Origin of the sequence: Lysinibacillus fusiformis (genome assembly GCF_002845985.1) — a bacterium.
In the GTDB taxonomy this organism is placed as follows: Bacteria; Bacillota; Bacilli; order Bacillales_A; family Planococcaceae; genus Lysinibacillus; species Lysinibacillus fusiformis_D.
Genome location: NZ_PDFK01000002.1, coordinates 765216 through 779727, shown reverse-complemented (window position 1 = coordinate 779727; position 14512 = coordinate 765216). Strand labels below are relative to the sequence as shown.

Genomic DNA, 14512 nt, shown 5'->3' with positions numbered 1-14512 from the left:
TATTGTCGCATTTAAGTTCAGCAATAAGGCGAAATGGAACTGTTTTAAACGAAGGATATTAAGGCTTTAAAACAGTACATTTAATAGGTTTTAGTCCCTTCATATGATGAAATACAGGTTCATGTTATCTATAAAAAATGATATGTAAGATTTTTGAAAGTGAGTTGAGAAAGTGGATTATTTAAAATTGGTGGAAGTAGAAGTTAATATAAATGGTGAATTAACTCTTTTGAAATTTAAAAGATCTGAGAGAGAAAATGAATTTTATACAGAAGAAGGGGTTATTCTAAATACAAAAATATCTGGAAATCAATCTCTATGTATTGGTGCAAAAAGAATAGATAATAATGATTATTTAAATGAAATGTCAGATGTAATAGAGCAAATGTTTGTTGAAATTTATAACCAAATCATGAATAAAAATATTGAAGATTTAAAAAGTGGAGTTGAGAATACTGAAGGAGATTATTTAAGTAGCGATCCGAATATTACTATTCCTTATGATCCAAATTCAATAAGAGTAACTCAAGGAAGGTTTTCACTTCGAGAAATTGATGAAATGATTAATGGAACTGAAGATGAGGAATCTATTTTAGATTTATCTCCCGACTTTCAAAGAAATTATGTATGGGATAACACAAGAAAATCTCGTTTAATTGAATCTATTTTGCTAAGAATCCCGTTGCCAGTATTTTATCTTGCAAGAGATAATGAAGGTAAATATCAGGTTGTTGATGGGGTACAGCGTTTATCAGTAATTAACGAATTTTTCTCCAACGGTTTTAAACTCCGAAATTTAGAATACTTAAAAGAAGATTGTGATCAAAGATACTTTCTAAAGAAAAATAAACTTTCTCTGCATCCAAAATTTGTTAGACATCTTAGGTCATATCAAATTGATTGTAATATTATTGAACCGGAAACTCCATTTCGTGTTAAATCAGATATATTTAAAAGATTAAATACTGGAGGGAGAAGTTTAAATAACCAAGAAATAAGAAACTCGATATTAAAAAAGAAATCTAGAGATTTTGTTCGAAAATTAGCCGAGTCAGAGGATTTCAAAATTGGTACTAATTATAGTATCAGACCAACAAGAATGATGGATCAGGAACTAATAATAAGATTTATTGGTTTTTATCTAGTTTATAAAAATCAAACAATAAAATTAATTTACAATGGAAAAATGAATGAATTTTTAGATAATGTAGTGGAAATACTAAATAGTGAATATAAAAGTTTTCCATTCAATAAAATCGAATGTGATTTCCAACTTGCTATGAAGAATGCTTATACAATGTTTGGAGATTATGCATTTAGGAAAGTATCAATAAACTATAAAACAGAATCAAGAAATATGATAAATAAATCGTTGTTCACTGCATTTTCTGTGTTGTTGTCAAATTATGACACAAAGATGGTAGAAGAGAAAGGTAACGTTATTTTGAAATTTGCAAAGTGGTTGGAAAAAGAAGAATATTTGTTTGACTCAATAACAAACGGTACAAATGATAGAGCAAGAATTGATACAACTTTCCTTCTTATTGAAAAATTTCTTGATTCTATATACGGGAGTAAGAAATGATAAAAAATATTGAGATAAATAATTTTAAATGTTTTGATAATATTAACGTTAATTTGAATAAAGCAAGTTTGTTGTTAGGAGCAAATTCAGGTGGTAAATCTTCTTTTATACAAGCTTTGTTACTTTCACAAATGTCATTAAAATCTGTTTCTACAGGTGAAAAAAGTCTAGATTTAATAACTAACAGCTATGGATTAAATTTATTTTCATTTGATGAAATAATCTATAATAATGCAAGCGATGATTTCTTTAGTGTAAGTTTAAATTATGATAAAAATGTTTCCAAAATTATTTTTAAACCTACAGATGACACTAATGTAGTGGAAATATCTTTATCTGACGAAAGTTTAAAAACATCGAAAGAGATAATTTATCTTAGTGCAGATAGAGCAATTTCTAAATATCAAAAAAGTGGAAACATTAATAATATACAACTTGGGCAATCAAACGAATATTTGGGTTTTATTATTGAAAAGGGTCGACAAAAAAATGTCATCAAAGTTGATAAAAAAAGAAATCACTGGGGAAGCAAAGAAACGAGTGTCCTAGATATACAAATTAATGAATGGCTGAATTATATATTACCGAATAGTAGAGTTAATGCTAAAAACAACGGGATTGACAATAGTTACTCTTTATTATTCGGTGATAACTCTAACTTACATCAAACCAATGTAGGTTATGGAATTTCTTTCATACTTCCAATTATAATTGCAGGATTAATTGCTAAAGAAGGATCGGTGATAATAGTAGAAAATCCAGAACTTCATCTACATCCACAAGCCCAATCTAATATTGCTACTTTCTTAGCAGTAATTGCCGCATCTGGAGTTCAGGTAATAATAGAAACTCATAGTGAACATATTGTTAATGGTTTTAGAAAAGCAGTGCTTTTTAGTCAAAATCCTTTAACTAATACAGAATTAACAATAAACTATTTTAATTTTAGAGATAAATGTACAGTGGAAGAAGTATTATTAAATGAATTAGCTGAGATAACACAATGGCCAGATGGTTTTATGGATCAAGAAGATAAAGATTTATTTGAAATTAGGAAAATGAGGTTAAATAATGGGAGAGATGTTGCTAGATAATAATAAATTTTTAGAAGTGATAAAAGGAAATAGTGTAAACATAAGTGAGTTTGTTTCAGTGATTGAACTGTTGAAGGATATATCATATAAAGTACTTATACAGCAAGAAAATAATAGTTTAATGAATATATATAATGAGCTTTATACCAATAAAAATGAAGATGTGAAAATAATAAGTAAATTATTTGAAAAACTTTTTAGTTTTAAAGAACCAACAGAATTTAATCAAATATTATTGAGAGTTATTAATTTAGGAAGAGAAGAATCTATTTCATTTAAAGAAATACTATTAAATAATGGTTACTTTGATGATTACATTAATATTATTACTTATGCGAATGAAAGTATCCCTGAAGGAAGCCTAAGAAATGTAAATAATTATGAAGATTTAAAAACCGCACTTCTACTGTTTACTAATAGATTTAGAGAAATTAATAGTTTTACAAATGAACTAAGAGTTATACTTTCACATATTGTATTCGATGAAGATATTGATAAATCTATAGAAGAATTAAATGATGGGTTTGATAACAGAAAAAATGAAATTATATATCATTTATATTGTATCCAACGTGAAATACCTAACATTATTTCTCAAGAGATTAGAGGTTATCAAAATATAGGATCTGCAATGTCTTTAGACTGCAGTCCTGAAAGAAGTAGAGAAATTGTTAAAGATAAGCTAGTCAAGGTAATTAACGGGGGAAAAGAAATAAATTGTGAACTACATACAAAAATGGAGAAAATATCAACTCGAGCGCCGGATAGAATTTACTTTTGTCCATGTATTCCCGTTGGTACAGACCATGAATTAGATGGAAAAATATATATATATAAGATTACTAAACATGCTTAACTTTCTTTAAATGATTAACATAATAAAAGGGACTTAAGATGAATTCTATTTCAAATATCTTTTATAAAAGCACAAATAGTACCTTTTCAAAAATTAATTATTAGTTATTTATTTCTCCGTAAGCAAATTTTAATTATTTTCGTTTTGGGTCAAACTATGGGTCAGATTTTAAAACAGGTGCTGAAAAACCATTTAAAACACTGGTATTTCAGCACTTTTTATATTTTCCGTTTTAAGACCCGCCGTCTCCATACATAAAGGTGAGCAATATTATAGCGGTATATAAGAATAAAGGATCATCATCTGAAATGTGTGCGGATACAGATATTTTAAATACATTTGGTTATGATTTATTTACTAAGCTTTTACCGAAACTAAGGTTAAGCAGTACACCAATATAGGAAAAAGGTTTACATCAACAAAATAAGGTATACTATATTTGTTGAATAGATTTCTTTAAAGGCAGGAAAAGTAGGTGAACCAAAGTGGGGAAATATCAATTGGATACTAAAGGTAAGGTGGCTGTGGCAAAGTATCATGAAAAACATAAGCCGGCCAAATTTGATAAAAAGCAGCAACTTGAGAAAATACGTGCTGAGTATTTGAAAAAGAAGCAAGAACAAACAGATTAATAATTTGAATGAAAACATAGGAAGACTAAAATCTCCCTATGTTTTTCTTTGATATTAACGGTAGAATTTTTCAAATTGCAGATTCGGTGACAGAAAACCTTTCATCAAATATCGATTCCTCATTAATCGATTTTGACATTTCTTGTCCCACCCTAGCATTTTTTATTTGTTGTCATAGGGAAGACACTCTCATTGGAAAAAAATAATAAAAGATTTAATACATGGGAAAGTGATGATATTTGAAGGAGTTCATTATTTATATCGTACTAAAGCACAAGAAACTATTGAAAGTTTTAAAGAAGTTGAAATGTAGTAAAGTGAATGTACTCTAATTTGTCCCTCTTATTTGCAAAGATGAGAACGAGCCAACTAGATGGTCATACTGAATCAGTATATGTGCGAGACAACCTCAACCAGCAGTAAAATATAGCTAGAATTTACATAGTGTAGATTTGGTGTGTTCAAACTATAAACAAATTCAGTGAAATTTTTACAAAATGCCCCCCTTTTTTACTAAGCTCCTATTATGATACAAAATCCTCTTATGCAGAAAATATAATTATTGTAATTTAGTATAAATATGATTATTTTTGAAAACAGAGGAGCGTTATATGAGGAAAAAGATACTATTACTAATGGTTGTTTTAACGATTGCGATTAATAATCTTTACTTTGCATCAAATGTTTATGCAGCTGAAATGATTTTTAACGATGTGGATCAAAAGCATTGGGCAGCAAAGGAAATCCAATACTTATCTCAACAAAATATTATTCAAGGAAGTCCGGATGGGAGTTTTGCACCTAATGATAAATTAACGCGTTTACAAATTGCGTTAATGGTTACGAGAGCGAAGGGATATAGTGTGATCGATCGACCTGACCCACAGTTGGTTGATGTAAAAAATGAAGATGCTCATTTCGATATCATTTCTGCCGTCATGGCTGAAGGGGTTTTTGATGATGTTGTAAAGGGGCAAGAATTTAAACCGAACGCATTTGTGACAAGGGAGGAAATGTCATCGATTCTATCAAGAGCTTTTGAATTAAGTGGTCTTTCTTCAGTTCAATTTAAGGATGTTACACCGAACGATTGGGCTTATTCGTCTGTTCAGGCATTAGTGAAAAATGAAATTGTTTTTGGTTTTGCGGATGGGACGTTTCAACCAGAACGCTTTTTAACGAGAGCAGAATTTGCCGTGATGATGGCGAGGTTATTAGATGAAACATATCGTGTAGCACCAGAGCCGCCAAAAGCGCAAGCTCCTGTAGAAGAACCTCAGCTAAATAAAATGTACATAACGGTTCCAATTGTTAAGCAAAATCCAGAATTGCCAAATGGCTGTGAAATAACCTCTTTAACAGCTGTCTTAAACTATTATGGATTTTCCACAAACAAAATGGAAATGGCCAATAATTATTTACCAAAGGAATCATTTACCTATCAAAATAATAAAAGATACGGTCCGAATCCTTATAAGGCATATGCAGGTGACCCTCGTTTAGAGACAGGCTTCTTTTCTTATGCACCTCCCATTGTTGCGGCTGCTGAAAATTTTTTCGTTGGAAGAACGACTAAATATACAGCAACTGATGTAAGCGGCAAGGAAAAAGAGTTTTTCTATGAGAAAATTAATCATAACGTTCCAGTAGTCATTTGGGTAACCTTGGATTTAAGTACGCCAAAAGTATCGTCTTCTTGGTATTTCAGTGATACAAAGGAATATTTTAAAGCACCGATTAATCTACATGCTGTTGTGTTAGTTGGATATAATGAGCTCAATAATACCGTTCATGTGATGAATCCGCTAAAAGGAAGAGTCTCACATAATGCCGAGAAGTTTTTCAGAAGCTATAAAGAACTGGGAAGCCAGGCGATGATTGTTGAGAGAAATAAATAGAGTAGAATAAGGGGTAAAATTAAGTTTGCGAAAGTAATGGATAGTAAGGTTGTATAGTTACATAGGAATTATTTTGATGCTAATATGAAAATTATTTTGTAAACGATATTGATATGCCCATTGTAAAAATGGATTGAAATAATTCACATATCGATATCGATCACTTTTAATGTTGGAAGACAATCCAAAGGCAAGAGGAACTATAAAAGTTGATGATTTATTACAAAAGTAGCTACAAATTAAACAATGGCAAGTTGAAGAACAAGAAAAGAGTAAAAAAATATAGCAAACGGTTATTGAGTAGTGAAGAAAGCTATTATCATCGATAAAAATTAAAGAGGTGAAGACAGCCATATTATGAAGAGGAAACGAGAGTCTGTTTAACAGGCTCTTTTTTTATATTCTTTTGAAAGCCTCTTACAATACGAGTAGTTTCAATAAGCTTTTAGCTATGGACAAGAAAAAAATCCCCAGCCGTACAATGAATCTAGGTCTGGTCAAACGACTTCGTACGAAAGGGGATCCAAATGGATAATAAAAGTTTAGCACATATAACATGGAATTGTAAGTATCACATCGTCTTTGCACTAAAGTATAGAAGGCAAATTATTTATGGTCAAATTAAAGTAGTTATAGATAGAATTCTTCGCCAATTATATGAGGTGTAGAATTTATTGAAACAACCGCCTATCTTATCATTTTCATATTTGATAAGTATCCCACCAAAATTAAGTGTTTCATCATTTGTAGGCTATTTGAAAAGGTAAAGTAGTTTTATGATATTTAATCGACATTCGAACCTGATATAAACGGCTACTTGCTCGCCTTTAGCTGTTAGTGAGAAAATAAAGTGCAGTTGGCGGACCTTTCAGAATGTTGTTAGACATAGGCGAGTACTTCAGCATTAGCGCAGGTATTACGATTGCTAAATATGCTGCCACCTTAGTTAAGGGAACGGTGAAAATTGTTGGGGGTGGTACCATTCAATCGAAAACTATGCTGCCCAAGTGCAAGAAGCACATGAACAGGAACAGCAGTTAGGAGGGGGTGAACAGTGGATCAAATGGATGTAAAAGAACCGATTTCAATTTTTACAAGCGCTTATCAAACCGCAGATTTTATAAAATCAATGGGTGATTTAGCATCATTAGCAGTTAATGTATACTCTTTGATTTGGGAGTTTCTCGTCCAAGTAATTCCTCCTCCGTACTGCTTACAGAGACAGAGTGTAAGGTGAGTAGTACCTTACATACTTATCATATTATTTATAGTGTTTATAGACAAATTAGAGTTTGTAGAAAAATAAAAAGAACAAGTCTAAAAAAGAGCTTGTTCTAATAGTTCATATATTATTAAATATTAGCTTTGATTTTCTCTGTTTCAACAATATAAACCATCACCATTATATTTATTTTTATCCTTCACTGTGCTAAGACATCCTACCGCTTCACCAGCGACGGAGAATAATTTTTCGACCTCCCAACTGGGCATATATCATTAGGAGTTACTCACTTCTCGACATCATAGTCATTGGCAATTCTCCCATTTCAGTTTATTTCCATAGAAGTTATCAAGATCATCAAACGAAGCTCTGAAGACATTTAAATTAAAGTCAGTCGGCTCCAGCGTACCTTGAATGAATCCCAGCATGTCATTCGAGACGTTAGAAGCATCCACAGCCCATTCGTTCACCACTTTATATACTTCTTTGTCATAAGCCGTTTTTTTAGTTATAAGGACCGATGTAGCTAAGTTCTGTGTGATGCCGTTATAAGCGTTGATTGCGTTATCGAAATTTAGTGATCCACCTTCATTAAGTGCCACTCGTTTAAACTCAAGGTAATTAGCATACATTTCGTCTAAAGCAATTGCGTATTCAGGTGATAGACAAGATTTATCAGTAGCTGGCTTGTTTATTACCTCAACTGCTTCTACCTCTTTGGTTTCTATCACCTCAGGATTTTCACCTTCTGGGCTCAAACTTTCTTGTTTGTTCTCTGTAAGATAACCATTGGTTGATAAGAGATACCCTATAACTACAATAGCCATCACTATAATAGATGTTAAAATTGCAATTATTACTTTGTAAACGTTATTCTTTTTCATTTTTCAATAACCCCCAAATTATGCCTTGAAATATAACCATTCTGCCCTAAATACATCTTTTATTTGATCGAATTTATAGGATTTTACTTCAAAAATAAGCATTCCTAATTGTTGATGAAAAACATAATATCAGATTCATACCTAAATGCTTCATTAAATATATTTATTGGCATTTATTGTAAATTAAAGGCTTTATTTTTTAAATGCATCTTTTAATATTGTTAATAAAAAGTTCTTTTATTTAACATCTCATTTTGGTTTAATTTTGCATAAAACCACATTACATCATTAAATATAAAAACTTAACTTATAAAATTATTATATACTATAGTGGTAGTTAAGTGGTAACTTATCCCTAATTATCTAATTCTTCTGTAGTGTGAGTATAGAGAGCAGTTTAGTTTTAATATCCAAATGCATGGATAGTCTTTAAGTAAATGCCGAAGATATGAAGAAACCCCGTTTTTTTTTAATTTTTAGTAGGTAGAATGTGGCGATGTCGGTATTTAAACGAGCCCTCCTCTGACATTAATAGATATTGAGGTAGCCTTTTATAAAAACGATAAATGAAAAACTGAAAATTAAATGATAGCAATAATCCGCCTGAATTATTGATTGACCACAGATAACGTGTATGGATCTTTAGAAGAAATTTTTATTGAGTATACAAGATTTCTTTATCAAGGATAAACAACGATTCAACACTATATGTTTTCTAGTATGCCAAGTCAAACAAAATAACTTTATAGATTAGATGAAAACTTTTACTTATACCTATTACTAGCTATATACAGGGATTACTGAAGCGGAGTTTTTTCTAAATAGGATTTAAGACAATTAGAAAAAGCTCAATGCATTGTAATTTCTAATTCTATGTCAATATTTGCGATTACCGCATACTTTTTAATTATAATTTCAGCTTATTAACAATATCAAAATTCCTTATATATTAGGGGGCGGTCTATATTTGAAAACTTAAATTGTTTTTGGTTATTTTATGATTATTTACTATGTAAATTGTAAATTATATCAAAATTTTGTTTTTATAATATGTGTTAAAAATAAGTAATTATATTATTCATGGTTCCGCTTATAGCATAGCTTTCAAATGGATTATTAAAAAATCAGTAGTGAGTATGTACTTTTCGAAAAGTATTTTTTTGTCTTTAAAGTGGAGAGAGCAATTTATATAGCAATACTTAGAATTGGAGGAAGTTAAAAATGGGTAGGAAACAACCTATAGGATTACACAAAGCACAGAAATTTATAATTATTATTAGTGCATTTGTGTTCACTTTATTTTTGGCTATTAAAACGGTGGATTTTACCGATCAAATTCGATTTTTTTCCTTATTGAAGGATAAACAGTTTTTCACTTCTGTTGATAAAAACATTAAAAGTTTATATAATCCAGATTCAAATCAGTTGGATTTATCATTATTAACGAAAAGTATATCGTTTGTTAATGAAGTAATATTGTTATTAATATTGTTATTAGTAATATATTATTTTGTGTTATTTCTAATGAAAATTTTAAATACTGATTTATTGAGACAATTTACCTTATTATTTAAACTAATGAAACATAATTTAACTTATATCTCTTCGTTGAAAAAGGTTTTAACAAACGGTCTATATACTGTACCTTTTTTATTGCCGCTAATTTTTAATTTTGATTGGAACGCAGCTTTACTAATTATCATTGTTTTGTTAATATCATTTCTCTTTGTGAAGTATTTATATGTAAGGACATATAAAATCATTGCTATAAGTCTAGTAACTGTCTCTTATACAATGTTTTTGGTTTACAATGTTTATAGTTTTCATATAGGATATAAAAGGTCATTAAAGGCTGTTCTAGTTCTTTATTTCTGTTCTTTTATCTAGAGTATGATTGTTATAGTTGAGTGTACATCAGACGATTCAGTTTGAATGTTTTAATGCATGGTTAGGAAAATTTTGCAACTAAGATGTACACCTGTATGTCGAAAAGTTGAGCACAGCTCTACTATAGGTAGGAGTTAGTAGTTTTTTTAGAAAGATCATAGTAGGCAGAAATTGCAGAATGAGTGCGAATAGATAAGCATATAATATTATGGGTGATTTATATACTGATTTTCTCTTACATTGAACATAGCTAAGCAGCGTGTGTGAAGTTTCTGGCAGCTATTTTTAAAATTTTTCAATCACTATCACTTCCTTCTTCTAGAGATTTTTTAATGGAGATGTGGATTTTGCAAAGTAATTTCTTGATATAGTTTCAGGATCACCATAAAGATGATATCTTCCTCAATGGATGCAGTCTGCACACAATTACCAAAGAATCTAGTAGTTGCATTCTATCATTATTTATAGAATTAGCAATATTTGAATGAATTTAAGCGTAGTTCAATTAGAGTTAAAATATAGTCTTCATTTTGGGAGGCTTTGGAAGTTATTTAGTATATCATATTCCTTAATTCGAAAATTGTAGTGCTGATTCTTCCATATTGAGTATAGACTCAAGTTGTTTTATCTATTTCTTTTTGCATTATATGGCAAGAATGTCTGTCTAAATGTGAAGTAACCAAAGAACTTGGCAGTGAAAGTTTGGAGTTGCAATTACTCTAATGATCAGAGCAGTATAGTAATACTTGGATTTGAAAATTTATTTACAATAGGATTCAGCACAGCTAAAAATGGTAAAAGAACAGATTATATAGATATAAAAGCATAGTGCTAATGGATTGGAATTAAAAAGATAGTAATTCAGAGTCATATTTTAAGAATAAAAATTTTGTTGATATTTAAAGTGTAAAGTTCCATTTTTTAACAGAGTTTAATGCAGATATAATGGCTGGTCCTGGACAGATAATGTCCGATCATAAATACCAAACTGATAATGTCTTTAGAAATGCTGGCCAGGTAGGTTGTGTGGTTGTCAGATATTTTTTCCAAGGACTAGACAGGACATTAAGGAATACATGCCGTTCACAGCACAGCCTCAAGCTAGCCTGAAAGCATGGATGCACCCTAGTCTAGGCTGGTGCATTCATATTGTTGAAAGAAAAGAGGTGAATATCAGCAGCTAGAAAGAAACTAGATTTACAGAGTGCCAGAGTTAGTTCATTCCTGTTGCCACTCCAGGGGGCGTCCGATGAGCCGCTTCACTCACTTACGCTCGCTCCAGGGTCTCATCTGTGACGCCAAATCCCCTAGGAGTGACGCTGGCTCCACTCCAATCAACCATTCTGCAAAGTGTCTTTACTTTTTTTCATAGTAGTAGAGCGATCAAATAGCCCACTATCTGTATTCTTAGAGGGGATAAACTCTTATTTTCAATATGGAGAAGTGATGCGTGACACACCTCTTCATAAAAAGTAGTGAACACCTTCCCTTTATTTGAAAACCTTTACTAAAAAGAAATATTTTTATGGATTGGAGTGGAGGGCTACTTGACTCCCGTGGGATAGCGAGACAGGCGAGCCCCTACACGGAGCGGTAGCGGAGGAAGCGGCTCGGCGCTCGCCCACAGGAAAGCAAGTAGCCTGCAACGGAAATCTATTTTCACCTTTCACAAAAAGTCTATTGATGGTTTTGTTTTTCAACACTATGGAATGCACCTAGTCTAGGCTAGGTGCATTTTCTTTCAATGTAATGTCAGCATGTATGTTCATTTCAAAACTACCTCAAATAGAAGGTCTTCTCCCCAACCTAAAATTCATATACATAAAATAAAAGCTAATGGGAGTAGTGATTATTGGACAAACAACATCATAAGTACAGATGGGTTGTGTTTGTTGCTGTATTGTTTACCTATTTGTTAATGGCAAGTCAGCGAACTGCTCCAGGGTTAATTACGGATCAATTGATGAAGGATTTTGGTGTGACAGCATCGACAATCGGGTTATTGACGAGTATACAATTTTTTGTGTATACGGGTTTGCAGATTCCGATGGGGATTTTAGCGGATCGGTTTGGGCCGAATTTTTTTCTTATCGTTGGTGCTGCCCTTACAGGATTAGGTACAATTCTTTATAGTTTAGGTACACATGAATTCGTACTGTTTTTCTCTAGAATGCTTACTGGGGTAGGAGATGCGACCATATGGGTGAATATGGTGCTCATTTTGGCGCAATGGTTTCAGAAAAAGGAGTTTGTCCGATTAATTGGTTTTACTGGGATGACTGGGAGTCTTGGTTTCTTATTGGCGACAGTCCCTTTTGCGACCTTGATCCTGTTATTTGGTTGGCGGATCACATTTTTTTCAACGGGGCTCTTATTATGCTTATGTGGAGTGCTTCTTTATTTTGTGCTTGTGAAAACTACAAAACGAATTTTTGCAGAAGAATTAGTAGTAGTAACTGAGGAAGTACAACGTGAAAAAACCTCTGTTTTATTACGCAGAATATGTTCGAGTCGACAAGCGTGGGCTTTATTTTTTTGTCATTTTGGCGTTGTGGGAGGCTATGTTGGCTTTATCAGCTCGTGGGCTGTTCCGTATGGGATCAATATGTATGAGATGACACGTGCTGAGGCAAGCCAGCTCATTATGATTGGATTGATTGGGGCACTGATGGGAGCTCCGTTAACGAGTTGGGTTGCAGGTTGGTTAGGAACGATTAAAAAGCCTTATATTGTTGTTCATATTGCAGTTTTAGTGAGTTGGTTTGCCTTTCTTTTATTGAAAGGGCATCCATCCATTTTCATGCTCATTGTCCTGTTCTTTATCATCGGCTTTGGATATGGTGCAAGTGCCTTGACTTTTGCAGCTGTTCGCCAAACTTTCCCTTTAGCTGAATCAGGTATCGTTTCGGGGTTTGCCAATACAGGGGGCTTTCTAAGTGCAGCATTATTACCCATTATGTTTGGCTATATTTTGGATTATTTTCAGTCTGCCTCAGGTAACATCAGTGATGGATATTACTATGGTTTCATCTCGCCAGTCGCATTCTCTGTTATGGGCTTAATTGGGGTGATGTTGTTTAAGGAAAGGCGTGTGGAAACAGGAGGTTGAGAACATCCTTTTATCCTACTTATAAACAGAGCATAGATTTCGAAGGTGAATAAAACTGCGCCATAATGTAATGACGAAAGGGAATACCTGTATTAAAGGTAATTCCCTTTTATTGTACAAAACGAATCCATATTACTCCTTCAACGTAATCATTACAGTATAAATTTACTATCTTATTGATTAAAATTACATAGAAATATAAAATGTATATATTGAGCTTTTTGTAACATATTTCATAATCAGGTATTTAAAAAGATGTTTCCTCTGAGTAGGATTTATTTTTTATGAAACGATTGATAAATAAGAATAGTACCAATGGATCGTTATTATTTTTTGCATTCAAGAACAAAAGATTTTCTATAGCAATATTACATAATGGGGAAAGCGTAAAGGGGTAATGAACAGTGTTAAAAGTTAAACATGTTGCAATCGGTGTTGGTCTCATTTTAATGTTGTCTGCTTGTAATGATGAAAAAGTTATAAAAGAAAAAAATATGGAAAGCGGTATTGAGGCAGAGATTTTAACATTAGAAACACTTATAAAAGAAAGGAAATATGAGGATCTTTTAGTTGAAATGGAAACTTTAGATGTATCAGAATCAGAAATTGATAAAGTTAGAGCAGTTGGTACAAAATTTGTAGATCAATTAATACAGGAAAAAAATGTACAATTCTTGGGATCTAAATATAACAGAATGAGAATCGTTTTGAATCGTGAAGATTGGAATAAGGTTGTAAAAATTATAGAAGAAGAGAAAAAGTTAAAATTAGATGAGATGGAACAAGCAGTCAGAACAAAAGATTTCCTAAAAGTTCAAGAACTATATGAAAATACAAAAGTACTAGAAGACAATGAAGAATTTTTAGCAATGTATAATTATGCTTTATATTTACAAACCGATCAGAATTCCTATAAGGCTTCAGGAGCACTAGCACTTGCTGTAAATCCTAAATACTTTGGAAGAATGAGGGATGAAATTGTAGCAGGAATAACAAATACGTCTTATGCCAATCCATCATCGTTTGGGCCAATAACTCTAAATGATTGGGGATGGATAGAACATGAATATCGAAGTAATTTATATACAATGGAGAGAAGAGCAGAAGAAAAAAAAGTAATGAACGAAAAAATTGAAAATGCAAGGGGGATGAATCCTACACTTGGAATGACATATGACGAAGTATTAGCATCACTATGGGGCGCACCTTATGATATTAATAGAACAGTAACAGAATACGGGTCTTATGAACAATGGGTTTATGGAAACGGGCAATATCTTTATTTTGAAGATGGTATATTAACTAGTTTCCAAGATTAAATAAGGAGTTTAAATCAATTTCACTA

General features: G+C 31.9%; 10 protein-coding genes and 1 pseudogene. 10 read left to right on the top strand and 1 reads right to left on the bottom strand.

Going from position 1 to position 14512, the window contains the following annotated elements; genetic code table 11:
- The first annotated feature begins 190 nt into the window (after positions 1-190).
- The 7 genes and pseudogenes from CRI88_RS09885 to CRI88_RS09855 all read left to right on the top strand — a co-directional run bounded on the left by CRI88_RS09885 (position 191) and on the right by CRI88_RS09855 (position 7302).
- A complete protein-coding gene (locus tag CRI88_RS09885) occupies positions 191-1585 on the top strand; it encodes a DUF262 domain-containing protein (protein ID WP_257982886.1) in 1395 nt (464 codons plus the stop codon).
- Positions 1582-2679, top strand: a complete 1098-nt coding sequence (locus CRI88_RS09880) for a DUF3696 domain-containing protein (RefSeq protein WP_101966555.1) — start codon at positions 1582-1584, stop codon at positions 2677-2679. Before CRI88_RS09885 ends, CRI88_RS09880 begins: the two co-directional genes overlap by 4 nt.
- Positions 2657-3535 carry a hypothetical protein gene (locus tag CRI88_RS09875; RefSeq protein ID WP_101966554.1) on the top strand — a complete coding sequence of 293 codons (879 nt, stop codon included), beginning with the start codon at positions 2657-2659 and terminating at the stop codon, positions 3533-3535. Before CRI88_RS09880 ends, CRI88_RS09875 begins: the two co-directional genes overlap by 23 nt.
- 485 nt (positions 3536-4020) lie before the next feature.
- Positions 4021-4167, top strand: a complete 147-nt coding sequence (locus CRI88_RS22445) for a hypothetical protein (protein WP_036122926.1) — start codon at positions 4021-4023, stop codon at positions 4165-4167.
- A 611-nt stretch (positions 4168-4778) separates the two neighbouring features.
- Positions 4779-6065: an S-layer homology domain-containing protein gene (locus tag CRI88_RS09865; protein WP_051891661.1), complete on the top strand. Its 1287-nt coding sequence runs from the start codon at positions 4779-4781 to the stop codon at positions 6063-6065.
- Between the two features lie 527 nt (positions 6066-6592).
- Positions 6593-6829 (top strand): annotated as a pseudogene (locus CRI88_RS22785) (transposase); the annotation flags it as partial.
- Positions 6830-7119: 290 nt separating this feature from the next.
- Positions 7120-7302 (top strand): hypothetical protein, encoded by a 183-nt coding sequence (locus CRI88_RS09855; protein WP_036122923.1) that lies wholly within the window; start codon positions 7120-7122, stop codon positions 7300-7302.
- Positions 7303-7592: 290 nt separating this feature from the next.
- Here CRI88_RS09855 and CRI88_RS09850 read toward each other — a convergent pair whose 3' ends face one another.
- Positions 7593-8171 (bottom strand): hypothetical protein, encoded by a 579-nt coding sequence (locus CRI88_RS09850; RefSeq protein ID WP_036122920.1) that lies wholly within the window; start codon positions 8169-8171, stop codon positions 7593-7595.
- Positions 8172-9392: 1221 nt separating this feature from the next.
- On the opposite strand from CRI88_RS09850, the gene CRI88_RS09845 reads away from it, so the two are divergent.
- The 3 genes from CRI88_RS09845 (at position 9393) to CRI88_RS09830 (ending at position 14486) form a co-directional block, all read left to right on the top strand.
- Entirely contained in the window at positions 9393-10058 is a 666-nt protein-coding gene (locus tag CRI88_RS09845) for a hypothetical protein (RefSeq protein WP_101966553.1), read from the top strand.
- Between the two features lie 1852 nt (positions 10059-11910).
- Positions 11911-13167: an MFS transporter gene (locus tag CRI88_RS09835; protein WP_036122910.1), complete on the top strand. Its 1257-nt coding sequence runs from the start codon at positions 11911-11913 to the stop codon at positions 13165-13167.
- A gap of 404 nt (positions 13168-13571) precedes the next feature.
- Positions 13572-14486, top strand: a complete 915-nt coding sequence (locus CRI88_RS09830; protein WP_101966552.1) for a hypothetical protein — start codon at positions 13572-13574, stop codon at positions 14484-14486.
- The last annotated feature ends 26 nt before the right edge of the window (positions 14487-14512 follow it).